Below are 25498 nucleotides of genomic sequence, written 5' to 3'. Positions count from 1 at the left end.
GTTTACCGTCCGCCCAAAAAACTTTCTACTGCCAACGTAAATAGCTGCGGATTCTGCAAAAAGGCAAAGTGGCTGGTATTGGGCAACACCAAAAGCCCCGCCCCTTCTACCGTAGCGGCCATATGCTCGGCCTGAACACGCCCCACAACACCATCATGATCGGCAGCAGCAACCCATAGCGGTGCTGTTACCCGCATAAGATCTGCATCTGTCCAGTTAGGTTGCCTGCCACGCATGGCCTGCACTGCGGCTTCCATATCCCCAAACCGATGCGGCGTAGAGGAAAGCTGCCTGTATTCCTGCCGCGTTCTTTCCATAAAGGATTTGTAAGCAGGGATATCCCCTGCACGAGAGAGCAGACCATCTGGAGTGCTCCACGGTGCAAACGCAAATATCCGGCTGACACTACTGGGATGCCGCATACCAACATCCAGCGCCTGCACGGCACCATCACCCCACCCTACCAAGGCGACGCGCCGGAGGTGCAGGAACGCCATAACTGTCAGCACATCATCGGCCAGCAGATCATACCCCAAAGGCAAAGCGCCCATTGTGCTGCGCCCATGCCCGCGCATATCCACAACAATCACACGGCACCTGGCGCGCAACAGTGCACGGGCAAGATCTCCCATATAATTGGAGTTTGCCAAACCATCATGCAGCAGCATGACGGGCACACCTTCCCCGGCCGATGCGTAATATAATTGGGCCTTACCCTGTGCCGGCACCATGCCCGTATCAACCGGCAAGCCACCACTTTCAGCTTCCAGCGCCAACGGTGTGGGAGGCAGAGCACGCCAATCATATACCCCGTTGATGGGCGGCATTTTATCTACGGAAGAAGAAGCAAAGGCCAATGAAGGCGCTTGTGCAAAAGCTTTATGCCCAACAAGGCCCGATGCCATGCCCCCCAGCGCAAGCTGCATAAGCGCACGCCGGTTTACCCGTGTTTTCTGCGCTGTCTCATCGGTTGCACATTCAAACAGCTTTGGCATCTTGCTTGTCTTTCCGTTTCTTTTCTGCGCCATCACAAATACTCGGGTTATGCCGTAACATGCCGCTTTGTATTTAGCGCACGCAACGTAATCTGGTTTTGCACAATAAAAAAGCCGCCCCCTTTGCAGGGAGCGGCCTTTATATTCCGAAACCGAAAAACGGCTGAAATTACTTGGACTGAGCCATGATTTCTTCAGCAACGTTGCGCGGCACCGGATCGTAGTGATGGAACTGCATGGTGAAGGAAGCACGGCCCTTCGTCATGGAACGCAGATGAGAAATGTAACCGAACATTTCTTTCAGCGGCACATAAGCACGAACCATAACGGTGGAACCGGAGGTTTCCTGGCTCTGGATCATGCCACGACGACGGTTCAGGTCACCCACCACGTCACCAACGTGATCGTTCGGGGTGGTGATTTCCACGTCCATGATCGGTTCCAGAATAACTGGACCAGCTTTTTTCATACCTTCGCGGAAACAGGCCTTACCGGCGATTTCAAACGCCAGAGCGGACGAGTCAACGTCATGGTACTTACCGTCAAGCAGCGTGAACTTGAAGTCCACTGTCGGGAAGCCTGCCAGCACACCTGTGGAAGACTGAACGCGAATACCCTTTTCAACTGCCGGGATGTATTCTCTGGGAACAGCACCACCAACAACCTTGTTTTCGAACAGGATACCTTCGTTACGTTCAACCGGCTGGAACTCGATCTTCACTTCAGCGAACTGACCGGAACCACCAGACTGCTTTTTATGGGTGTAGGTTTCCGTATGCGGCTGCGTGATGGTTTCACGGTATGCCACCTGCGGTGCGCCCACGTTTGCATCCACACCATATTCACGACGCAGACGGTCGATAATGATGTCCAGATGCAGTTCACCCATGCCGGACAGAATGGTCTGGCCTGTTTCCTGATCGGTCTTGAGCTGCAGGGAGGGATCTTCACCAGCCAGCTTCTGCAGGGCCAGTGTCATCTTTTCCACTGCGTCCTTTGTTTTCGGTTCGACGGAGATGTCGATAACCGGAACAGGGAAGGACATACGTTCCAGAACAACCGGATCTGCCGGATCTGCCAGTGTATCACCTGTCTGGGAGTCTTTCAGGCCCACAAACGCAGCAATGTCACCAGCGTGCACTTCTGTCAGTTCTTCACGCTTGTCAGCATGCATCTGATAGATACGGCCGATACGTTCCTTGTGGCCCTTGGTAGTGTTCAGAACCGTATCACCGGTTTTGAGCACACCACGATAAACGCGCACAAAGGTCAGCGTGCCGTACTTATCGTTGATGATCTTAAAGGCCAGACCAGCGAACTTACCATTGGGGTCAACCGGAATGATGGGCTGGTTTTTTTCGTCTTCTTCTTCACCTTCCGGCGGAGCGCAACGAATACCTTCAACGTCATTCGGAGCCGGCAGGTAGTCGATGATGGCATCGAGCAGAGGCTGCACGCCCTTGTTCTTAAACGCCGTGCCGCACAGAACCGGACGGAATTCACCGGAAATGGCACCCTTCTTGATGCAGCGCTTCAGGGTTTCAACAGAAACGTCACCCTTTTCGAAGTATTCTTCCATGGCTGCATCATCAACAGCCAGAGCTGTATCCAGCAGGTTCTGGCGTGCTTCTGCAGCCTTTTCCTTCAGGTCAGCCGGAATTTCTTCGTCATGGAACTTCGCGCCAAGTTCACCGCCTTCCCAGACGATGGCCTTCATTTCCACCAGGTCGACAACACCAACAAACTTGTCTTCTGCGCCAATTGGCAGCTGCAGCGGGATAGCAACGATATCCAGCTTTTCTTTCAGCGTATCAAATGCGCGGTAGAAGTCTGCACCGGTACGGTCCAGCTTGTTGATGAAGATGATCCGAGGCACCTTGTAGCGGTCTGCCAGACGCCAGTTGGTTTCGGACTGCGGCTGCACACCAGCCACACCTTCAATGATGAACACGGCCCCATCGAGCACGCGCAGGGAGCGGTTCACTTCGATGTTGAAGTCGATATGTCCGGGCGTATCAATAATGTTGATACGGTGGCCTGCCCATTCACAGGTCACGGCAGCGGACGTAATGGTAATACCACGTTCACGTTCCTGAGCCATGTAGTCAGTCGTGGTATTACCTTCGTGCACTTCACCAATTTTATGGGACACGCCGGTGTAGTACAGCATACGTTCGGTCGTGGTCGTCTTACCTGCGTCAATATGCGCGGTAATACCGATATTACGAATCTTGGACAGATCGGATGTGGCGGACACGAAAACCTCCAGAAAACAGGTCAGGCGCGAATGGGAATCCCTTCGCGCCTGTGGCCGCCGTGCACCGTATTGGCACCTGTGATGTTAAAATCTTCAGGAAACCCGGCTGCCGGAAACCGGCCGATAGACGACGATGCCTGACACCTTGCCAGACATCTACACCGCAGAAACCGGCCCTACCCCACGAAGTGAATAGAGCCGGCTCCACTGAATAAGGTAAACCCCTGAATCAGGCGCCTGCGGCTGCCTGTTTTTTGGCCTGAGCGCGCAGAACGCGGCGCTTGATGACCTGTGCTTCTTCAGGAAGCTTGCGGTTAGGCGTGCTCAGCAGGAATGCATCCAGACCGCCATTGTGTTCAATGGTGCGCAGGCCACGGGCACTTACGCGCATACGCACGGCAGAACCCAGAGTTTCAGAAACCAAGGAAGCATCCTGCAGGTTAGGCAGGAAGCGACGGCGGGATTTATTGTTAGCGTGGCTGACGTTGTTTCCGGTCAGCACACCTTTGCCGGTAATCTGGCAACGACGGGACATTGTCTCATCCTTGTCTTATACAAAATAGGAACAGAGGGCCGAGACAAGCGCCCGGCGACCACATTCAGGATTGGCGCGGCTTATGGCTTAGCCACGGCTTTCAGTCAAGGGTTGTGCTCAGGCTTTCTCGTTTTCCTGCCCGGTCTGTGCCCGAACAGACGCATGTACTTCACCTGATCGAACGCTCTGGGCGGCTGAGTCGAGAATGCGCAAAACGGTGTCCTTGTCCATAATCTGGGCAAGAATACCTACAGAATTACCCAGAAGAGCAGAGGCCACTGCCAGCGGAGGATATTTTTCATTCCGCAGATGCTCAATGGCGTGCTGAATGACCATATCGCACCGCGCCAGATCTTCGGGCACATCCATGTTCGGGCCTGCTTCGGGAGTCTGCCCTGCTGTTTCGGTCATCTCTTTTGATCCTTCATTTTTCTGCGGCCCACATCATCTGCGGGCGCGCGATTCGTCAGACACAGCCAAGCCTTACCAGCAGGCCTACGCCTTTTATCACGTCTCCTGCCCGCTTTCTCCCCCCTGAGCGGCCCACATGGATGCATACACCGCATTCTGGGCCAACAGGGCTGCATGCGTGCCGCGCTCAACAATATGCCCCTTGGCCATAACCAAAATTTCGTCTGCATCCACAATGGTGGACAAACGATGGGCGATAACAAGCGTTGTGCGGCGTGCTGAAACCGTTTTAAGCGCTGCCTGTATTTCTTTTTCAGTATGTGTGTCTAACGCACTCGTGGCCTCGTCAAGCACAAGAACGCGTGGGTCTTTCAAAATCGTGCGGGCAATGGCCACACGCTGCTTTTCTCCGCCAGAAAGTTTTAACCCGCGCTCACCCACCTGTGTTTCATACCCTTCAGGCAAGGACATGATAAAATCATGTATCTGCGCCAGTTGGGCCGCGTGCTGCACCTCTGCAGGCGTAGCCCCCAGCCGCCCATAGGCAATGTTGTAGCCAATGCTCTCGTTAAACAGCACGGTATCCTGCGGCACAACACCAATGGCCGCACGCAAATCTGCCTGCCGGTAATCACGCACATCGTGCCCATCCACCAGCACAGCACCCGACCACACATCGTAAAATCGGAACAGCAACCGGCTGATAGTGGACTTCCCTGCCCCTGTGGTGCCCACAATGGCAACCTTGCGGCCCGGCTCCACCTCAAAGCTGATACCGTGCAAAATTTCACGCTCGGGCCGGTATCCAAAATGCACATCTCTGAACGCCACGCGCGCTGGTGCAGAAACCTGCAAGCGTGTGGCAATAGGGAGAGGATGCGCAGGATCTGCCACTTCCACTTCTTCCTCCGTCAGCCCCAGCATGTGCTCAAGATCAACCAATGCGGTACGAATGGCGGAATAAACGGAACCCAGAAAATTCAGTGGCCCATAAAGCTGCAGCAGATACGTGTTGACCATAACGAACTCGCCAACCGTAATGCGCCCGGCCTCAATATCATGCCCACCTAGTAGCATTATGGCGGTAAGAGACAGGGCAATAATGGCGGCTTGCCCAAAGTTGAGGAAACCCAAGGAATACTGCGTTTTTTTTGCAGCCTGTTCATAACGCGCCTGGGCGCTGTCATATCTTTGGGCTTCGTGCTTCTCGTTCCCAAAATATTTTACGGTTTCGTAGTTCAGCAAGCTGTCTAGCGCTTTGCCTGTGGCCTCGCTGTTGGTTTCATTCATCTCGCGCCGGATTCCGAGCCGCCAAGATGTAAACCGCACGGTAAACAGAATATAAGCCGCAATCATCAGCGCCATAAGCGCCACATACTGCCAGTTGAAAACACGCCAGATCACCGCCATCACCAGTGCTGCCTGCAAGATGGTGGGAGAAATGGACATGATCATCCGCAGCAGTGTTTCCACCGCCTCTGTGCCGCGCTCAATAGCGCGTGTGACCCCTCCGGTGCGGCGATCCAGATGAAAGCGCAAGGAAAGCGCATGCATGTGCTCAAAACTGCGGTAAGCCGCCTGCCTTGCCACCCGGAACCGAACTGGTGCGAATAACGCATCTCGCAAATTGGTAAGGGCCGCAGAAACCAGCCGCACCAATCCGTAACAAAGAATCAAAGCCGCAGGCGCCATAGCCAGAGAATGCGGGTGCGTAAACCGATCCACCACACGGCTATAAACCAGCGGAATGCCCAGTGTGGCCAGCTCGCCCCCAAGCATGACCACAAGAACCAGAACAACCCGCCAACGCAGGGCACGATTTTCCTGTGGCCACAAATATGGCAGCAAACGCGAAAGTGTTATGGAAACCGGCTTTTTGAGCGGCCCGGCAGCCGCGCGACGTGGTGGCATAACCCGCATGTGCCATGCTGGGCGCATTTTGCAACCCCGCCACACCTTGCCACCGCCTTTGCCACACCCGATAACAGCCCCAGACACGCTAGGCACAGTTCAACAGGATTTTGTTTCCATGTCTTCCGACATCACGCCTTTTCTTCGGCATCTCAAGCAGTGCAACACTGCTATCATTCCTGGCAAACGTGCCCCTTTTTCTCTGGCGGGTACTGCTGCCGGATGGATTACGCCAGAACTATTTGACAGGCTGGAAAAAGAAGGTCTGGGCAACCGTGCAACCAGCTTTAACCTGCCAGACCCAAGCAAACTGGAAGCTTTGGGTGAAGCTTTGGCGCAGGAAGGTTTTTACCGCTCCCACCACGAGCTGTTTGATGTGCGAACAGACGTTGGGGAACCCGCCATTGCCCGCATTGACCGCGGTGCTTTGCCTCTTTTTGGGCTGGTTGCCACAGGCGTGCACATGAACGGGCTGGTGCGCAAAGCAGATGGCCTGCACCTATGGACAGGCCGTCGTGCCGCAAACAAGCGGCTGGATCCCTCCAAGCTGGACCATCTGGTAGCTGGCGGCGTACCTGCTGGCCACACACCGCGTGAAGCCTTGATCAAGGAAGCAGCGGAAGAAGCCAGCATCCCCCACGATCTTGTGGCTCAGGCACAGGAAACAGGGCACCTAGTTTATGCCATGGAGCGGCCTGAAGGGCTCAGGCGGGATATTTTAGTCTGCTATGATCTCTATCTACCTGAAGACTTCAAACCAGAAGCTGCAGACGGCGAGGTGGAATCTTTCGCTCTGCTGCCTTTGGCTAAAGTGTTTCAGATTGTGCGCGATACGGATGAATTTAAATTCAACGTCAATCTGGTGCTGATTGATCTGTTCCTGCGCCACGGCCTGATAGACGCCCACACACCCGCAGGCCAGCAGCTACGGGCGGGGCTTAACCACGGTCTTTCCGCAGCCAGCCCCGGCCATCATCCTGTTTCAGCCTGATATTTCAGGCTGAATAGCGCGCATCTGCACAAGCGCTGGCCTCGGCTTCTGCTTCTTTTAGCCCGGCCAGCAAGCGCTCACGGATTTCCTCCAAACGTTTTTTATCCGTGATTTTCAGACCAAACAGGTCCTTCACATAAAAAACGTCCACTGCCCGCACGCCATAGGTGGTGATGTGGGCAGAGGCAATTTGCAGGTTCTCACGGCTCATGGCGGCCGTTACATCATGCAGCAGGCCGGGACGATCGCGCCCGTTGATTTCGATAACGGTGTAGGTGTTGGAAATTCCATTATCTATCACCACGCGCGGCGGCACATGAATAGCGCGCATGCGCATGGGCATGTGCCCAAATCCGGCTCGCGCAATTTCTTCACTAATATCAATATGGCCGCTTAGCCCCTGCTCGATCAGCGATGCCAGACGGGCAAGCTTGTGCGTTTCTTCATACGCTTGGCCGGAGGTGTCCTGAATCCAGAACGTATCCAGCGCCATACCGTGTGTCATGGTATGAATGCGCGCATCCACAATGGAAGCTCCGGCCAATGCCAAGGCCCCTGCTATTTTGGAAAACAGGCCCGGCACGTCCACCGTGTAAATGGTCACTTCCGTAACCCCACGCGCAGGCAAAGGCAGCACTTCTACTGTAAGCGGTGCATCCTTGGCATCTGCCGCACGGATAAGCCGTGCGTGGCGGCGATGTGTCTCATAATCGAAGGAAAGCCAGTAACCTGCATAGCCCAGCCCCAAAAAGCGTTCGATATCTTTTTGAGGAACACCTTCTTCTGTCAGAATGTCGGCCGTAATTTCCTTGGCATGCCGCACACGCACATCTCGTTCCGTAGTAGCCAGGCCACCGGCCAGAACTTCTGCCACACGCACATACAACTCACGCAGCAGCGTGGCCTTCCATGCGTTCCACACGCGGGAGCTTACGGCACGCATATCCACAATAGTCAGCAGTAGCAGCAAACGCAGCCGTTCTGGAGACTGCACTATGTCTGCTACATCCAGAATAGTCTTGGGGTCATCAATATCGCGCTGAAACGCCGTATGGCTGAGCAACAGATGATGCAGCACCAACCATGAAACAGTTTCTGTTTCTTCACCGGACATGCCAAGACGCGGGCAGAGTTCAGCCGCAATTTCCGCCCCAATTTCGGAGTGGTCCCCACCCCGCCCTTTGGCAACATCGTGCAGTAGAACGGACATATACAACGCCCGTTTGGAATGCAGCCCTTTTACCAGTTCGTAAGCAATGGGGATTTCATCCGCCATGCGACCAGAAGCCACTTCATCCAGAATACGCACGGCTTCTATGGTGTGCTCATCCACAGTAAACACATGGTACGTATCAAACTGCATCTGCCCGACAATACGCGCCCAATCTGGAATCAGGCGGCCAAAAATGCCGGTTTCGTTCAGAATGTGCAGCCAGTGTGCATGCCCTGCGGGCGGATATTCCCCATAGGCCGCAGAGTAAGACAGACCACTTTCTTCCACTACAGACGGCACAGCAGCCGTTGCGGGGCGGCGACGTGGCTTTTGCTCCACGACGGACTCATCACCACACAGCAGATCAAGGAAAATGCGAGAAGCTTCCGGATTATCCCGCAGACTGGTGGCCCTGCGTTCCCACCGGATAAGCTGATGCCGGGCCAACGGATGCAGCGGACGGCGGCGCACGCGCGCCCAATCCAGAATCTGCATCATTTTAATGGGTTCTTGATCGAAACTTACGCCACGATCAGGCAGAATTTGTCCGTCAAGCAGGGTAAATCCGGCTTGCCGCATGGCTTCATCTGGCTTGGCAGCATTAGCAACCGGCCCCTGAGCCTGCCGCAGCACTGCGGGTTCCAGAACATGGGTTAACCGCATAACTTCCCGTGCTGTCAGGAAGTTATGGCGCATAAAGCGCTCCACCCCATTTTGCCGCCCATGCCGGGTATACCCCATGCGTGCACCAATAACGGGCTGCATATCAAAGGTCAGCCGTTCTTCCGCACGCCCCGCCACGTAGTGCAGGTGTAGGCGCACCGTCCACAAAAAGTCCCAAGATCGGCGGGCGCGTGCAGCTTCCTGCTCTGTTAGCAAGCCCATCCAGATAAATTCTGGGACCAGCAAGTCTTTGACGTGGCGCGTGCCAAAAGTGTTGCGGCACATCCAATACAGGGTTTGCAGATCACGCAGCCCCCCGCGCCCTTCCTTTATGTTGGGCTCTACCAGATATGGGCTATCACCAAACCGCCGGTGACGTTCCAGACGTTCACGGCGCTTGTCATGAATAAAACCAGCGGCACCTGCATCCACACAAGCCAGAATGTAGCGGGCCTCAAACGTGGCAAAAAGGGCAGAATCCCCGGCCAACAAACGTGCATCCAGCAGCGCGGTGCGCACTGTGGTGTCTTTTTTAGCTTCTTCAATACATTCATTGATGGTGCGGGTGGCATGCCCCACCTTCACACCCAGATCCCACAGAAAATACAGAACGTATTCAATCAGCGGATGTGCGCGCTCTGCACTTTCTTCCGCCACCAGAAACAGCAGATCAATATCGCTGAACGGCGCCAAGAGCCCGCGCCCATAACCACCTGTCGCGGCTATGGCAAAGCTGGGAAGCACCCCGCTTTCTACAATGCCTGCTCCAATAGTGGCGCGTACGGCCAGATCAACAATGGCGCGCACCATAACATCGGTAAAAACAGCTATTTTTTTGGCTGCCCCAGCGCCTTTAAGCTCATGCCGCTCAAACCGGTTACGTATATCTGCCTGATAGCGCCCCAGATGCCGGCGGAAAATGGCAACGGCATCATCCCGTTCAGGAATAGCCGCATCTTCCGGTGTTGCGTCTCTTAATTCCCGCGTCAGACACGCAGAAAGCATTTCTGGCGTTAGGGTTGCCAGCATGGTCATGTCGGACTGCTGCGCGGCGGCAGGCTCTACGGAAGGGGTGGGCATGAGAGGCGAGTTCTGCTCCTGAATGGGGTCTGGCGTCATGGTATCTAGCCTGCTGCCTGTGCGTGTTCTTCCTGCGCGGCTTCCTTGCGCAATTCGTACAGAAGATCCAGCGCTGCGCGTGGGGTCAGGCTATCTGGGTCAATGTCCATCAAACGTTTACTTAACGTATTTTGGGGCTCAGGGGGTAATGTCTTCTGCGTGTCAAACAACGGAAGCGGTTCGGGTATTGTATTTTCAGCACGTTCCAACTCCCGCAGCAGGCGCCCGGCCCGGTCCACCACAGCGTGCGGTACACCAGCCAATCGCGCAACGTGTACACCCCAGCTTTTTTTGGCTGATCCTGCAAGCACTTCATGCAAAAACACAATTTGCCCCCGCCATTCCCGCACCGCCATAGTATGCAGGGAAAGCCGCGGGAGTGTATCCACCAAGCGCGAAAGTTCATGGAAATGCGTTGCAAAGATTGCACGGCAGCGCACGCTTGAGTGCAAAGCCTCCAGCACAGCCCATGCAATTGCCAAACCATCCAACGTGGCCGTGCCGCGCCCGATCTCATCCACCACAACAAGGGAACGCGGGCCAGCCTGGTTAAGAATGGCGGCGGTTTCCGTCATTTCCACCATAAAGGTGGAGCGCCCACGCGCCAGATCATCCGAAGCCCCTACGCGGGAAAAAAGCTGATCCACCACCCCGATTCGCACTCTATCAGCCGGAACGGGAAAACCACCTTGCGCCAGAATAACCGCCAGTGCTGTCTGGCGCAGATAGGTGGATTTACCGGCCATATTCGGCCCCGTTAACAGCATAACGCGCTGTTGCGGTGCCAGATCACACGTGTTGGGTGTAAAACGCGTACCTGCTGGCAAGGCGGCTTCCACCACCGGGTGGCGGCATCCTTCCAGCGCAAAGGCAAAATCTTCCGTCACCTCTGGCCGGCACCATGTGCCATTACCAGCCAGATCTGCGCAGGATTGCAAAACATCCAGCACAGCCAAAGCCTGCGCCAGAACAGGCATGCTGCGTTCCGCCAAAACCTGTTCAACCAACGCGCCAAACAGTTCTTTTTCACGCTGGGATGCTTTTTCTGCGGCCTCGGTTATGCGGGCATCCAGCGTTGAGAGTTCTTCTGTAGCAAAACGCGCATTGCTGGCTGTGCCCTGCCGCAAGATAAGTTCTGGCTTGTCCTTAAGTTTGGCGCTGGCTGCTACGGGCACTTCCATCACATAGCCAAGCTGCGCATGATGGCGGATTTTAAGGCTGTTCAGCCCATAATGCGCGGCATATTTGGCCTGTAAGCCCGCTATCAGGCGGCGTGAATCATCCCGCAATCCACGGTATTCATCCAGCTTGGCATCATAGCCCTGCGCAATAACACCGCCATCATCCAGCCTAGCTGGAAGGTTTTCCGCCAGCGCGCGCGCCAGTTCGGCCTCCAGCGCCTGCCCGCCACCCAAACGTGTAACCGCCTGATATAACGCCGGAGGCAATGAAGCATCAGCAGCCGTGAGAATACGCGCAGCCTCCCGCGCCACCATAAGGCCATCGCGCATAGCGGCCAGATCTCGCGGTTGCCCACGCCCAAGGGATAAACGGCCGAGCGCACGTGCAATATCTGGAGCTTTTTTAAGTGTTCCGCGCAACGCCTCGCGCCGCAACGCATCTTCCTTCAGCCACCACCAGCCTTCCTGCCGTGCGGCTATCTGGCCTGCATGTGTAAGTGGGGCTGCCAGCCATTCTGCCAGCATACGTGCCCCTGCGGCACTGACCGTACGGTTTACCGCAGAAAATAGTGTGTGCTCATCCCCTCCGTCCCGCGCACGCAAGATATCCAGACTGGCGCGTGTGGCCGGATCTATGCCCAGAATACCACTTTCATTTTGCGGAACAGGATGTGCCAGACGCGGCAGCTTGCCTGCCTGACTGCGCTGAACGTATTCCACCGCCATGGCAGCGGCCACACTTTCTTCATCGGTAAAGGTGCCAAAGGCTTCTATGCTGGCCACATCAAAAGCACTAGCCAGACGCTGGCGTGCCGTATCTGCGCCCGATGCCACGGTTTCTGGCGCGCGGCGGGCTTCATAATCCGCCAGATTAAGAACGGCAGGTGCAAGAATTTCCGCAGGGTCCAGACGGCCTAAAAGCGCAGGAAGCCCTTTGCCCGTCAGGCTTTCGGTTTCAAACAACCCGGTTGAAACATCAATCCACGCGGCGCCAATAACTGTATCGGCAAAGGATGCCTCGGCTTTTTTGCCTTTCCCCTTTGTTTGTGGCGCTGTGAGCGCCAATGCGAGCAAAAGGTTGGAGCGCCCAGGCTCCAGCAGTTCATCTTCTGTTAGCGTGCCGGGGGTAATCACCCTTACAACGCCACGCGCCAGAGGCCCCTTGTTTGCGGGCCTGCCTTTGCGGGGTGTTTCAGTCTGTTCTGCCACCGCCACCCGGAAGCCGCGCCGGATCAAACGCGCAAGATAAGCCGGAGCTGCCGCCACTGGCACCCCACACATGGGAATCGGTTCCCCCGCATGTGTGCCGCGTGCTGTTAGAGCAATATCCAGCGCAGCCGCTGCGGCCGTGGCATCATCAAAAAACAGTTCGTAAAAATCGCCCATGCGAAAAAACAGCAGGGCTTCAGGATTTTCGGCCTTGAGGGTGAACCACTGCGCCATTGCTGGCGTAGCGCCTTTGGAGGAAATGCGTGTCATGCCGCTATCATAAAGTGCTCTCACATAGCGGCAACAGCCTTTAGAGCACCATATCCGTGCGTTTTTCAGCCATCTTCTGCAAAATCTGCACAACGGTTACGATGCAGGGCTGCCACGGGGCATCGCCCTCACCCGCCTGTGGCTGACGAATAACCCTAACGGAAGGATACCACAGGCTGCGCACCTCTCCATCTGGCTGTGTCATGGTAGAGCCCGCAGCCCAGCGCCAGTCCCCACCAAGGCGATCAAGCAGCAAAACAGGCACACCCAGCAAACCACCCAGATGCGCTATCATCGTATCTACGGTTATCATCACATCCAGACCCGCCATAACACGAGCTGTTTCCAGCACATCACCTTGCGGTAATTTCTCTATCGGGAATGGAGGCTGCTGCCCTTCCGTATGTTTTTGGAGAGACTGAAACACAACATTATCCAACCGCCCCAACGGTTCTAATAGTTGCGGATTGAGTGAGCGCCTGCGGTCAAACTGATACGTTGAACTACCCGCCCAACACAGCCCGATACGCAAAACGGTTTTCTTGCCGGGATTTGACTTTTGAAGCCCCGCAATATCGGGCCGCCATGCAAATGGCGCTTCCATTCCCAACACATCAGGCAAGCTCATAAGGCCGCAAGCTGCTACGGCTTTTGGCGCATGCTGGCTGGTGCATATTGTTACATGCGGCAGACGTGCCAACTCCATCTGCAGCACAAAACTGCGTATGCTTTGCGGCACATACAGCAAAACCGGAACACGCTGAGCCGCCGGAGAAACATAACGCAGAAACTGCAACACATCGCCTAATCCCTGCTCTGCGTAGAGCAGCACAGGCTTTTCCTGCGGAGCACCATCCCACTGAGGTAACCCGGCGGCACAAGCCGGAGGTGCAACAAGGTGCTGGCGCGCTTCAAACAGCTTCCAGCCCTCAGCAAATCGACCTTCGGCCAGATACAGCACGCCACGGTTCATACGTGCTCGGGCGGCATCCGTGCTGTTTCCTGCCTGTTTTTCTACCTTGCAAAACAAGGCCTCCGCCTGCTCACGTTTACCCAAATCAGCAAGAACCGTGGCGTAATTGAGCATCAGGCGCGTATCGTTCTGCTGTAATGCACATGCAGCTTGCAGTTCCTGTGCAGCTTCTTGCAGGCGGCCTAACGCCATCTGCACCAGCCCCAGATTACTGCGTGTTTCTGCGGCTTTGGGGTCAAATTGCGCAGATTTTACCAGCACATCCCGGGCTTCCTCATAACTGCGCGTTGCAAACAACGCTGCCCCATGATTGGCTAGAGCTGGTGCAGATGTTGGCAGTTCTGCCGCCACAGTTCGAAAATAAGGTTCGGCCTCTGCCGATTTGCCTGCCCCGTGCAGGATCATGCCATGCAGATTTTGTGCAAACAGGTTTTGCGTATCCAACCGCAAGGCCTTGCCAGAAACCTCTATTGCTTTTTCCAACTGCCCATGGCGTGACAAAAAAGCGGCCAGAGCCAGATGCCGTTCCTGTTCTAACGGTCGTAATTTTATAGCCGTGCGTAAAGCACGTTCAGCCTCGGCAATGCGCTGCTGCGCTTCCAGAACAGAGGCCATGGCATCATGCGCGCGCGGGTCTCTTGGTGATGCAAGAACGGCCACGTGAATAGTTGCCCGCGCTGCCTCCACCTGCCCTTCTGCAAGCAGTGCCAAACCCAACGTGATATGAAAATGCGGTTCTGCCTGTAACTGCACTGCCTTGGCAGCCAAGGCCACTGCGGCACGGTTATCTCCGCCCGCGCGCGCTACACAGGCCATGCCATGCAGTGCACCAGCATGGTGCGGATTCTGCTGCAAACAGTTTTGCAGAACACGTAACGCCTGCTCCGCATTGCCATGCGCCAACAATACCAGTGCAGATTCCACCTGCGTATCCATCTGCATGGGGATCACTGGCTCCTTTTTGTAATCTGATATGCCTCACAAAGTGCATTCCGTGCGCGGCGTGTATGCTTTACCATATACGCTATGAATAAAGCCTATCTTTCCCTTGAACGCCACTTTGCCCGCCTTTCCTCCCTGAATGATGCCATAGGCATACTCTGCTGGGATAAGGAGGTGATCATGCCCTCCGGCGCAGCAGAACGCCGGGCAGAAAATCTGGCCATGCTGGAAGGCATGCGCCACGAAATTCTAACAGCCCCAGTTGTTGCAGAACTGCTTGAACAGGCAGAACCGGGCGATGATATCTGGCGCCGTGCCAACCTGGAAGAAATGCGCCGCCTGCATGCCCATGCAACGGCCCTCCCCGGAGAACTGGTGGAAGCCAGCACACAGGCCACGGCCCGATGCGAAATGGTATGGCGTACCGCGCGCGAGAATGGTGATTTTGCAGCCATTCTGCCCACACTCTCCGAAGTGCTGCGCCTTACGCGTGAAGTTGCGGTTGCCACAGGGGAAAAGCTGGGCCTTTCTCCCTACGACGCACTATTGGACACATTTGACCCCGGCACCCGCCAAACAGACATAGACCCGGTTTTTACACAGCTTGCCGCCGGACTGCCTGAACTGATTGGCACTGTGCTGGAAAAACAGAACAGCCTGCCCGCCGCCACGCCACTGCCCGGACCATTTTCCGTGCCGCGGCAGGAAGCGCTGGGCCGCCAGCTTATGCAGCAGCTTGGATTTGACGTCACTCGTGGGCGGCTGGATGTGAGCACACACCCGTTCTGCGGCGGGGCAACGCATGATGTGCGGCTGACCACCCGTTATGATGAAAATGATTTCATTCCCGCCATGATGGGCGTGCTGCATGAAACAGGCCACGCCCTGTATGATATGGGCCTGCCAGAAACGTGGCTTTCCCAACCCGTTGGGCAGGCTGGCGGCATGACGCTGCATGAAAGCCAGTCCCTGCTGATGGAAATGCAGGTGTGCCGCTCCAATGCTTTTGCTGGCTGGCTAGCCCCCAAACTTCAGGCAGCTTTTGATGTGCCCGCAGGCACTGCGGGCTGGGATGCACAGAATATCCATCGGCTGCTTACCCACGTGCAGCCCGGCTTTATCCGGGTTGATGCGGATGAAGTGACATACCCTGCCCACATTCTGGTACGTTATGAACTGGAAAAAGCACTGATCTCTGGTGACCTGCCTCTGGCTGATCTGCCTGCCGCATTTAATGAGCGCATTCACGCGCTTCTGGGCCTTCATGTGCCGGATGATGGTCGTGGGTGCTTGCAGGATATTCATTGGCCGGAGGGGCTGTTCGGTTACTTCCCGTGCTACACCCTTGGCGCCTTAACAGCAGCACAACTGCGGGAAGCTGCCTGCAAGCAGGTGCCAGAAATTATGCCTGCCATTGCAAAAGGTGATTTTACGCCGCTATTGGACTGGCTGCGTGAAAATGTGCATGGCCGTGCACGCAGTGCCTCCATGCCGCAAATTGTGCAAGATGCCACAGGGCGCAAGCTGGATGCCTCGGCCTATCTGGCCCATATCCACCGCCGTTATGTGGAACGTGCGGAAGACGCATAATCATCCAACGCCCCTCTTGTTCATGCCAGAATGAAGCAGAGGGGCAGCCGCCCCGCACAGAACGCGTTTGCACAAACGCCGTGCAGGCCCGAAACTGCCGCATTCATTTTTCACCCGTTTGCAAGATTTCTGACCGGACGCCCCTGATGAAGCATTCTTTCCTGCGTTCTGTTCTGCCGCGCCGCACGGTTTGCCGTGCCATGCTGGCGGCTGCCCTGTTCTCTCCATTCATGGGGCACCCTGCATGGGCCGTGCATATGCCCAAAGTGCCGGAACTTCCTGCTTCCGCACTGGTGCCTTTCATGCAGTCCAACCAGCAGATATGGGATGCCGTTTTACCCCTGCCCGATGGCCGGATGTTGCTGGAAGCCCCTGCATGGGTTGGCAATACAGGCCCGCAGCTATGGGTAAGGCAGACAGATGGCAGCGTTGCCCCATACCCTGATGCAAACTGGAACAACCGTGAGGCCACAAACGATACCCATTTTGTAGCCCTTGCAGGCATGACACGCACAGCAGAGGGCAGCATCTGGGTGCTGGATAGCGGCGTGCCAAACCGGGAAAAACCACCCGTTGCGGCCCCGCGCCTGATCCAGATTGACCCAACAACCAACACAGTGACCCACACTGTGCCCATAGAAGCCAATCTGCTGCATCAGGGCAGTATTCTTTCCGGCATTGCCGTGCATGGTTCTACAGCTTACGTGCCGGATTCTGGTGTGGCAGGGCTGCTACTTATTGATATTCCGTCTGCATCAGGGCGGCGTTTTCTGGACCATCATCCGGCCCTTACCGCCACCAAACCGATCCAGACCCCTACAGGCCCACTGCTGAATGCAAATGGTCAGGCCATTGCCGTAGATACCAGCATGATTGCCGTAAGCCCGGATGGCACATGGATTGTTATGCAGCCACCCGCAGGCTTTCTGTATCGTGTATCCACCTCTTTGTTTACGGACCCGGACGTTACTCCGGCAGCGTTTGAAGAAGGCGTGACACAATGGTATAAAACCCCCGCACTTGGTGGTTTGACCATTGATAATGATGGCACGCTTTATTGGTCTGACATCACCACAGGCAGTATCCTCAGCTACACAGTTGGGCGTATTCCGCGCCGGCTGGTTACAGATGAACGCCTGAAATGGCCCACCACACCCGGTTTGGATGGGCATGGGCATTTATACGTAGCGGCCAGTCAGCTTGATCATAGCGTGGGCTTTGGGGCGGCTACACCTTCCATTTCATGGCCTATTACGGTGTATCAGCTTACGCTGCCTACAACGCCTCCACCCCAATAAAGGCTACAGACTTTCCCCCTAAAAAGGACACTTCGCGGCGTTCGCCATTCAGGATATAAGTTTCTTCATGCGCTATATTTCCACACGCGGGAATGCTCCCGTCCTTTCCTTTGCCGATGTTCTGCTTACCGGTCTTGCCGAGGATGGCGGCCTGTATCTGCCCGAAACATGGCCCGAATTCTCGCTATCTGATTGGGAAAGCCTGCGTGGCCTGCCCTACCCGGAACTGGCTGCCCGTGTTCTGGCCCCGTTTGCAGCACCGGATATTGATCTGGAAACACTGCGCGGCCTGTGCGCCAAGGCCTATGCCAACTTTGACCACCCAGCCATTGTGCCGCTAACGCAGGTGGAAGATGGTCTGTTTGTGCAGGAACTGTTCCACGGCCCCACACTAGCGTTCAAAGACATGGCCATGCAGGTGCTCGGCCAGCTTTTTGAACATGTGCTGACCCAGCGGAATGACCACGTAACCATTGTAGGCGCCACCTCTGGCGATACAGGTTCCGCCGCCATTGAAGCCTGCCGTGGGCGGGACCGTCTGTCTGTTATCATCCTGCACCCCAAAGGTCGCACATCGGAAGTGCAGCGCCGCCAGATGACAACCGTGCTGGATTCCAACGTGACCAATCTAGCCGTTGAAGGCACGTTTGATGACTGTCAGGACCTGGTAAAGGCTCTGTTTGCTGATCTGCCTTTCCGCCGGGAAATGCATCTTTCCGCCGTCAATTCCATCAACTGGGCGCGTATTGCGGCTCAGATCCCTTACTATGTTTATGCGGCCTTGAACTTTGGCGCCCCAGAGCGTGAAGTTTCCTTTGCTGTGCCTACAGGCAACTTTGGCAACATTCTTGCTGCTTGGGCTGCACGCAAAATGGGGCTGCCTATCAAACATCTGTGCGTTGGTTCCAACCGGAACGATATTCTCACCCGGTTCCTGAATGCCAATGACATGACCATCAAAGGTGTGGTGCCTAGCCTTTCACCTTCCATGGACATTCAGGTTTCTTCCAACTTTGAACGTTTGCTGTTTGAGCTTCTGGGTCGTGATTCTGCTGCCTGCGCACGCATCATGACCGGCTTCCGCGCCACGGGGCATATGGATGTGCCTGAAGAAGTGTGGGAAAATGCTCGCACCGTCTTCTCTGGCCTTGCGCTGGATGATGAGCAGACGGAAGCGGAAATTCGTAACCTGCACCAGAAATCCAATTATCTGGCAGACCCCCACAGCGCCATTGGCATTGCTGCGGGCCGCAAGTTCCGACAGCCGGGCGTGCCCATGATTGCAGAAGCCACCGCGCATCCGGCCAAGTTCCCCGATGCCATGGTGGCAGCTACGGGTATTCATCCGGCACTGCCTGTGCATCTGGAAGATCTGTTTGAGCGGGAAGAACGTTATCGCACTGTTCCGGCAACCGCAGGCGCAATTAAAGATGCTGTGCGCGCTGCGGTACTGGCAAACGCTCCCTAACACCCCACATCTTACTTTCCCGTGTCAGGCCGCCTTGCCCGGCGGCCTTTCTTTTTCAGGACAAGAATGACAGACCCCATCAACATTACCCGCCTGCCCTCCGGCCTGACTGTTGTGACAGAACGCATGGAACGGGTGGAAACTGTTTCTTTCGGGGCTTATGTGGCCACAGGCACACGCCACGAAACGGCAGAAGAAAACGGTGTTTCCCATTTTCTGGAACACATGGCCTTTAAAGGCACAACCAGCCGCTCCGCCCTGCGCATTGCCGAGGAAATCGAAAATGTTGGCGGGCATATCAATGCCTACACCGCGCGGGAGCAGACCGTTTATTACGTCAAGCTTCTGAAGGAAAATCTGGGGCTGGGCGTTGATATCATCGGTGATATCCTCACCAACTCCACGTTCGATCCTGCGGAAATGGAGCGCGAACGCGGGGTTATTCTGCAAGAAATCGGGCAGGCTAATGATACGCCTGACGATGTGGTTTTTGATCATTTTCAGGAAACAGCTTTTCCTAACCAGCCCATGGGGCGCCCAACATTGGGCACGGAAAACCTGATCCGGGAAATGAGCCGTGAAACCCTGATGCGCTACATGAAAGCGCATTACACCACAGACAACATGATTGTGGCCGCCGCAGGCAACCTGCACCATGAAGACGTAGTGCAGCGCGTGCAGCAGCATTTTGCCAATCTGTCCTCATCTTCTGCACCAGCTACACTTTCTGCCCGTTATGGCGGTGGTGAATTCCGGCAGGTGAAGGAACTGGATCAGGCGCATGTGGTGCTGGGCTTTCCCTCCTTTGGGTATGGAGACCCGGACTACTTTCCCGCCCTTCTGCTTTCCACCGTGCTGGGTGGTGGCATGTCTTCCCGCCTGTTTCAGGAAATTCGGGAAAAGCGCGGGCTTGTTTACTCTGTCTATTCCTTCAATGCACCGTTCACCGATGGCGGCATCTTCGGCATTTACGCTGGCACAGGTGCCAAGGAATGTGCGGAACTTGTGCCCGTAACGCTGGAAGAACTGAACAAGATTCAGCGCTATGTGACGGAAGAAGAACTGGTGCGTGCACGGGCACAGCTTAAAGCCTCGCTTTTGATGTCCCTGGAAAGCACTGGCAGCCGGTGTGAGCAGATTGCCCGACAGTTGCAGATTTTCGGCCGGATTATCCCCACAGCCGAAACCGTTAGCAAAATTGAGGCCGTAAACGCTGGGGATATTTGCCGCGCGGCTTCACGCATCTTTACAGGCACCCCTACGCTTGCGGCCCTTGGCCCGATTGAGCACATTCCTTCCTTGCAGATCATTACGGAGAAACTGGCAGCATGACGGAACAAACCCTAGACCGTATTTCTGATCTGGTTGCCCGCGCACGCAAGGCTGGGGCAGATGCAGCAGATGCCGTATTTGTCCGCAGCGTGGCGGCCGGTGCCGGTGTCCGCAATGGCGTGACAGAAGAACTGGAACGATCTGAAACCACGGATCTGGGGCTTCGTGTTTTTGCTGGCAAAAAAAGTGCCATTCTTTCTACCACCACGCCGGAGCCTTCACGCTTTGATGCGCTGATAGAACAGGCCATGGCCATGGCCCGCGTGCTGCCAGAAGATCAATACGCCGGGTTAAATCCACTCGCCCAGCAAGGGCGCTTTACCCAGAATGATCTGGAACTGGCAGATCCGGCTGAACCCACAACCGAAGAACTGCTGGCCCGTGCTCGCGCTGGAGAAGAAGCCGCGCTGGCCATAAAAGGCGTTACCAACAGTGCTGGCAGCAGTGCCTCTTGCGGGCGCACAGAAGTGTTTTTGGTGACATCCGCCGGATTTGCCGGAAGCTATACCCGTACGCACCACTCCAACTCCGTATGCGTGCTGGCAGGTTCTGGCGATGGCATGCAGCGTGATTATGATTACCACGGCACAGTCTGGCTGCGTGATCTGAAAGAGGCGGCAGAGCTTGGCAAAAGTGCTGGCGAAAAAGCCATTGCACGCCTTAACCCTATTAAACCCCGCACTGGCCGTTACCCCGTTGTGTTTCATCCTCGGGTAGCTAGTAGCTTTCTGGGCCACTTTGCCGGGGCCATTACGGGCACGGCCATTGCGCGGGGCACATCCTTTTTGAAGGATAAACTCGGGCAATCCATCTTTGCCAAAGATATTACCATTACAGATGATCCCACCCGTAAAAAAGGCCTGCGCTCCCGCCCGTTTGATGGCGAGGGCATGCAGGTTGCACCATTGCATCTGGTAGAAAATGGCGCTTTGCAAAGCTGGATCCTCGATAGCCGCAGTGCGCGCCAGCTTGGGCTGCAAAGCAATGCCCACGCTGCACGCGGAACATCTGGTCCGCCCGGCCCTTCTGCCACCAATCTGTTTTTTGAGCCCGGCACACTCTCCCCCACTGAACTGATGGCGGATATCAAGGAAGGCCTCTACATTACCGAGATGATGGGTTCTTCCATCAATGGCCTTACCGGTGATTACAGCCGCGGCGCTTCCGGGTTTATGATTCGCGATGGCAAGATTGCTGAATCTGCTGCCGAGTTCACCTTGGCGGGCAACCTTCTGGATATTTTTGCGTCCATTACGTTAGCTAATGATCTGGACTTCCGTTTTGGCACGGACGCCCCCACATTACGTACAGATGCCCTTAGCATTGCCGGGGCATAACCTCTTAGCCGGAGACTATTCTTTCTGTGAAACCCCGCATTCTTGCACCTGTTCTCACTGCCTTCCTGAGCATCGGCCTTATTGCGGGGCCTTTGGCCCTACATGCTGATGCCCGCCCCGGCCAAGGTGGCTCTATGGGCAGCCGTGGCAGCAGAACATGGAGCGCACCTCCGCCCACACGTACGGCACCTTACAGTGCGGCTCCAATGGAACGCTCCATTACGCCGCGCACGGCGCCTTCCCCTAACTATGGGCCGCAAACAGCACCATTTGCACGCCCGGCAGCTCCCTTTGCGCAATCCGGCGTTCGGCACCCATTCCTGACCGGGTTTGCTGGTGGGTTTTTAGGGGCCGGCTTGTTCGGCCTGCTGAGCGGACATGGCTTTTTTGGTGGCATGCATAGCTTTTTCAGCCTGATCGGGTTGATGCTTCAGGTTGCCTTTGTTGTCATGATCGTCATGTGGCTAGTGCGTCGCTTTACTGGCAATAAAAGCTCTGGTGGCAGCGGCTTTTCCATGGGGGCTGGTGGTGTGGCCAATTCACCGGGAGTAACGCCGGGGGCTATGCCTTCTGCTGGTGGGAATGCTGCCTTGCAGATTAACACTGCAGATTATCAGGCCTTCCAGCAAACGCTGATGGATATTCAGACAGCGTGGAACCAGCAGAATATTGCGGCCATGCAGCAAATGGCCACACCTGAAATGGTGTCCTACTTTAACGAGCAGCTTTCTGCCCTTGCCAGCCAAGGGGCACGCAACGTTGTTTCGGATGTGCATTTCATTCAGGGTGATCTGGCCGAGGCATGGCGTGAAAACGGCATGGACTTTGCCACCGTTGCCATGCGCTACAGCCTGATTGACCTCACTACCAATGCCATGGGGCAGGTTATTCAGGGAAGTTCTACCGAGCCGGTGAACATTACCGAGTTGTGGACCTTTACCCGGCCTTCTCGCGGGGGGCGCTGGCTTCTTTCGGCTATACAGCAAACCCGTCAGTAAGCGCTGGCATTTTATAGCCCCGCCCTTTAACCTCAAAGGGCGGGGCTTTTTATTGCCTGCCTGACATTAACGGGAGATAGGCTGTTATGCTGCTGCTTGAAATTGTGACTGCATGCAGTGTTACGTTAGCAATCTGCTTTGGGGTGTTTTTTCTATTCTGGCAGAAACGCAAACAGGCAGAGCTGGAAGCTGATCTCACCCGCTTGCGCACACAGGGCATAGATATCAGCAAAGACACGCTTCTAAACGCACAAAGCCCTGCACAGAAGCAAGGCTAAGCGTTTACCTCACCACGCAGCTACATGCGCTGTGGTGAGCAAGTATTATTTGGCTTTAACTGCTAAAGCTTACGGGTGAACCAAAGTTAGCCCGAACATAATGGTTGCCAACACCATCATAAATCCCAGCATGGTGCGCACACGTTCTTTTTGCCGTTTGTGTTTTTCTGTCTGCTCAAGCAGACCATCCTGCTGTGCATTCATACCACTTACACCCATGCCTGAAGGAAGTGATCTGCCAGCAGACCACAAAAAAGGAAGAACAGATAAGCCAGAGAAAAGCGGAAGGAAATACGGGCCGCTTTATCCCCTTTCAGGCTTACGCCCTGTGCATCCTGCGGTTCCAGCAAAACACGCACAGCACATGCTACAAACCCTAAGCCAAGCACCAAAGCTGTGGTTGTATAAAGCCAACCGCACAGATGCATGAAGGATGGCACCAGAGAAACGGCTAGCAGCACCAGCGTGTAAATAAAGATCTGCCAACGTGTATGCCGTGCACCACGCACAACCGGCAGCATGGGAATGCCCGCACGCCCGTAATCCTTACAGGCATACAAAGAGAGCGACCAAAAGTGCGGGGGCGTCCAGAAAAAGACAATTCCGAACATCACAACCGGCAGAACAGCCATATGGCCTGTTACTGCGGCCCACCCGATCATGGGTGGGAAAGCCCCTGCTGCACCACCAATCACAATATTCTGCGGCGTGGAACGCTTAAGCCACATTGTGTAGATAACGGCGTAAAAGAAAATGGAGAACGCCAGAATACCGGCAGCCAACGTATTGGTTGCCATCCACATTAAGCATACAGAAAGACAGGAAAGCCCTACCCCGTAAGCCAATGCTTCATTTTCTGGAATACGCCCACCCGGAATAGGACGGGTGATGGTACGCTGCATTACGGCATCAATATCGCGGTCATACCACATATTGATAGCACCAGCCGCACCCGAGGCCATGCAAATGCAAAAGATGGTCACCAACGCCACAAAGAAATTCATGTGGCCCGGTGCAACAATCATGCCTGCTGCACCTGTAAAAACAACCAGCGAGATCACACGTGGCTTTAACAGCTGAATCCAATCCCGCGCACGGGTGCCAACCTGATCGGCCTTAAACCGAGGGCGACGTTCTGCTGTTGCTTCTAGGGAAGCTGTTGCCACGCTGTCACTCATGCCCGGTATCCCTTGGAATCCTGAACAGAAATTGCGGCCCACTGTGCAGTTGTCTGCTGGTTACGCCGAAAGCTCATCACCACGGCACCAATAAAGCAGAGGGCTGCCAAGCCAAAAAATGCACCACTTACCATTTGTGCACCCGGCACAAACACCAGCGCTGTAGCTACAGCGGTGCTGGTAAAATGCAGATACGCCATAAGTTGCGGATACCAATATCCGCATTCCTCACCGCGCCACAGATAGAAACCACCGCACACAACATACAGCGCGCCAAGCTGAAGTGCAGAATGCAGGCCACTTCCCTGCACCAGTTGCACAAGCCAACCGCCGGAAACCACCCCCATAAAGCCCAAGCCCCAGAGCAACGGCACACGCAGCGAGGCACGGGCATTCCATGCACCCGCCAACCACAGCACTGCCAGACAGGTAGCTGCAAAGGAGCACAAAGCCAGCATGGCGCTGCCAACCTGCATAGCGCCTGCACTTTCAGTACCCTGCATAAAAACGCTTTTGGTCCACGCCACAACGCCAGACGCAGCGGCAGCAGCCATAATGAATGCAACAGGTTTTTCAGAGAACTTGCCAACGCGAGCGCTAATTTCAAACACCACACCAAAACCGGCAAGCAGCACCACCAGCCCCACGGGGCCAGCAAAGCTTTCTACATTTACCGCTGCAGCATCGTGCCAGTGTTTTACAATCTGCCCGGCCATCACAGGCACGGTAAGCAGCATAACAGCGGCTGCCAGCATTTCCCCCCATACAAAAGGAGAGAACGGTTTGCGCTCTGCCATATCGGCACGGCTATCAAACACGGTTACCAGCAGGGCCATGCTCGTCATTAACGTGCCCGCACACCACAGCAAGGTGGCAGTTTTAAGCTCTGCCCCTGTAACTGTGAGCGCCGCCCCAGCAAACACACACAGAAAACCGGCATCATTCATCCGGGGTAGCAATACGCCTGAACGCTGCACGGCACGCGGAAGCCACAGGGAACCAAAACCACCCAGCAGCGCCGGAACAACAACATATAAAAGCATAAGCACAGGATGAGCCTGCACAACAGCATGCCATCCGGCCGTAGCAGGCATAATGCCCATTTCAGAAAGTGTAGAAGCACCTCCGCCAGCTAATGCTGCCAGAGCGGCCAGCACCACGTAAGCGGCGCCTGTACCATTTCCTTTTCTGGCAACACGCATGCCATTTCCAGATGTCTCATTCTGTTGGCTCTGGTTATGGGCGACCATCATGCTCCAATTTCCAATTTCTTACTGGCATCATGCAGCTCTACGCCCTTGGCGCGTGGCACGGCATAAAACTGTTCCATCATATTAATGTTACATACG

The 25498-nt window shown here is 55.4% G+C and carries 19 protein-coding genes; 8 read left to right on the top strand and 11 right to left on the bottom strand.

Annotated features, from left to right (window positions below):
* Positions 1–2: 2 nt before the first annotated feature.
* The 5 genes from FCN51_RS23845 to FCN51_RS23825 form a co-directional block, all read right to left on the bottom strand.
* A complete protein-coding gene (locus FCN51_RS23845; protein ID WP_160257039.1) occupies positions 3–1028 on the bottom strand; it encodes an alpha/beta fold hydrolase in 1026 nt (341 codons plus the stop codon).
* 136 nt (positions 1029–1164) lie between these two features.
* A complete protein-coding gene (fusA, locus tag FCN51_RS23840; RefSeq protein WP_014456963.1) occupies positions 1165–3252 on the bottom strand; it encodes an elongation factor G in 2088 nt (695 codons plus the stop codon).
* A 229-nt stretch (positions 3253–3481) separates the two neighbouring features.
* Positions 3482–3787, bottom strand: a complete 306-nt coding sequence (gene rpmB, locus FCN51_RS23835; protein WP_003624085.1) for a 50S ribosomal protein L28 — start codon at positions 3785–3787, stop codon at positions 3482–3484.
* Positions 3788–3904: 117 nt separating this feature from the next.
* Complete coding sequence (locus FCN51_RS23830; protein ID WP_003624084.1) at positions 3905–4198, bottom strand: hypothetical protein; 294 nt, start codon at positions 4196–4198, stop codon at positions 3905–3907.
* Positions 4199–4294: 96 nt separating this feature from the next.
* Positions 4295–6046 (bottom strand): ABCB family ABC transporter ATP-binding protein/permease, encoded by a 1752-nt coding sequence (locus FCN51_RS23825; protein WP_173402450.1) that lies wholly within the window; start codon positions 6044–6046, stop codon positions 4295–4297.
* Positions 6047–6227: 181 nt separating this feature from the next.
* Between FCN51_RS23825 and FCN51_RS23820 the strand changes: the two genes are divergently transcribed.
* A complete protein-coding gene (locus FCN51_RS23820) occupies positions 6228–7100 on the top strand; it encodes an NUDIX hydrolase (RefSeq protein ID WP_160257037.1) in 873 nt (290 codons plus the stop codon).
* Positions 7101–7104: 4 nt separating this feature from the next.
* On the opposite strand, the gene FCN51_RS23815 is transcribed toward FCN51_RS23820, so the two are convergent.
* From FCN51_RS23815 to FCN51_RS23805, 3 genes are read right to left on the bottom strand one after another with little or no spacing between them, the layout of a single operon-like run.
* Positions 7105–10095 (bottom strand): [protein-PII] uridylyltransferase, encoded by a 2991-nt coding sequence (locus tag FCN51_RS23815; protein ID WP_160257036.1) that lies wholly within the window; start codon positions 10093–10095, stop codon positions 7105–7107.
* A 5-nt stretch (positions 10096–10100) separates the two neighbouring features.
* On the bottom strand, positions 10101–12755 hold the full coding sequence (mutS, locus tag FCN51_RS23810; protein WP_160257035.1) for a DNA mismatch repair protein MutS: 2655 nt from the start codon (positions 12753–12755) through the stop codon (positions 10101–10103).
* Between the two features lie 40 nt (positions 12756–12795).
* Complete coding sequence (locus tag FCN51_RS23805; RefSeq protein WP_160257034.1) at positions 12796–14679, bottom strand: tetratricopeptide repeat protein; 1884 nt, start codon at positions 14677–14679, stop codon at positions 12796–12798.
* A 75-nt stretch (positions 14680–14754) separates the two neighbouring features.
* Between FCN51_RS23805 and FCN51_RS23800 the strand changes: the two genes are divergently transcribed.
* From FCN51_RS23800 to FCN51_RS23770, 7 genes are all read left to right on the top strand, one after another.
* Positions 14755–16260: a carboxypeptidase M32 gene (locus FCN51_RS23800; protein WP_160257033.1), complete on the top strand. Its 1506-nt coding sequence runs from the start codon at positions 14755–14757 to the stop codon at positions 16258–16260.
* Between the two features lie 146 nt (positions 16261–16406).
* Positions 16407–17558, top strand: coding sequence for an L-dopachrome tautomerase-related protein (locus FCN51_RS23795; protein ID WP_160257032.1), 1152 nt, complete (start codon positions 16407–16409; stop codon positions 17556–17558).
* A gap of 67 nt (positions 17559–17625) precedes the next feature.
* Positions 17626–19026: a threonine synthase gene (gene thrC, locus FCN51_RS23790; RefSeq protein WP_003624073.1), complete on the top strand. Its 1401-nt coding sequence runs from the start codon at positions 17626–17628 to the stop codon at positions 19024–19026.
* A 66-nt stretch (positions 19027–19092) separates the two neighbouring features.
* Positions 19093–20358: a M16 family metallopeptidase gene (locus FCN51_RS23785; protein WP_160257031.1), complete on the top strand. Its 1266-nt coding sequence runs from the start codon at positions 19093–19095 to the stop codon at positions 20356–20358.
* Positions 20355–21695: a TldD/PmbA family protein gene (locus tag FCN51_RS23780; RefSeq protein WP_160257030.1), complete on the top strand. Its 1341-nt coding sequence runs from the start codon at positions 20355–20357 to the stop codon at positions 21693–21695. The genes FCN51_RS23785 and FCN51_RS23780 overlap by 4 nt, the downstream gene beginning before the upstream one ends.
* 26 nt (positions 21696–21721) lie before the next feature.
* On the top strand, positions 21722–22693 hold the full coding sequence (locus FCN51_RS23775; RefSeq protein WP_020944148.1) for a Tim44 domain-containing protein: 972 nt from the start codon (positions 21722–21724) through the stop codon (positions 22691–22693).
* An 86-nt stretch (positions 22694–22779) separates the two neighbouring features.
* Positions 22780–22971: a hypothetical protein gene (locus FCN51_RS23770; RefSeq protein WP_160257029.1), complete on the top strand. Its 192-nt coding sequence runs from the start codon at positions 22780–22782 to the stop codon at positions 22969–22971.
* A 69-nt stretch (positions 22972–23040) separates the two neighbouring features.
* Here the strand turns inward: FCN51_RS23770 and FCN51_RS23765 are convergent, their stop codons facing one another.
* From FCN51_RS23765 to FCN51_RS23755, 3 genes are read right to left on the bottom strand one after another with little or no spacing between them, the layout of a single operon-like run.
* Positions 23041–23175, bottom strand: a complete 135-nt coding sequence (locus FCN51_RS23765) for a hypothetical protein (protein WP_259286332.1) — start codon at positions 23173–23175, stop codon at positions 23041–23043.
* Positions 23176–23180: 5 nt separating this feature from the next.
* Complete coding sequence (locus FCN51_RS23760) at positions 23181–24149, bottom strand: heme o synthase (protein ID WP_003624066.1); 969 nt, start codon at positions 24147–24149, stop codon at positions 23181–23183.
* The gene (locus FCN51_RS23755) at positions 24146–25402 is read right to left on the bottom strand and encodes a cbb3-type cytochrome c oxidase subunit I (protein WP_160257028.1); all 1257 of its coding nucleotides are present in this window, start codon (positions 25400–25402) and stop codon (positions 24146–24148) included. Before FCN51_RS23755 ends, FCN51_RS23760 begins: the two co-directional genes overlap by 4 nt.
* Between the last annotated feature and the right edge of the window lie 96 nt (positions 25403–25498).

The organism is Acetobacter pasteurianus (assembly GCF_009914215.2).
Taxonomy (GTDB): Bacteria; Pseudomonadota; Alphaproteobacteria; order Acetobacterales; family Acetobacteraceae; genus Acetobacter; species Acetobacter pasteurianus.
This window is presented reverse-complemented; position numbering and strand designations above follow the sequence as displayed.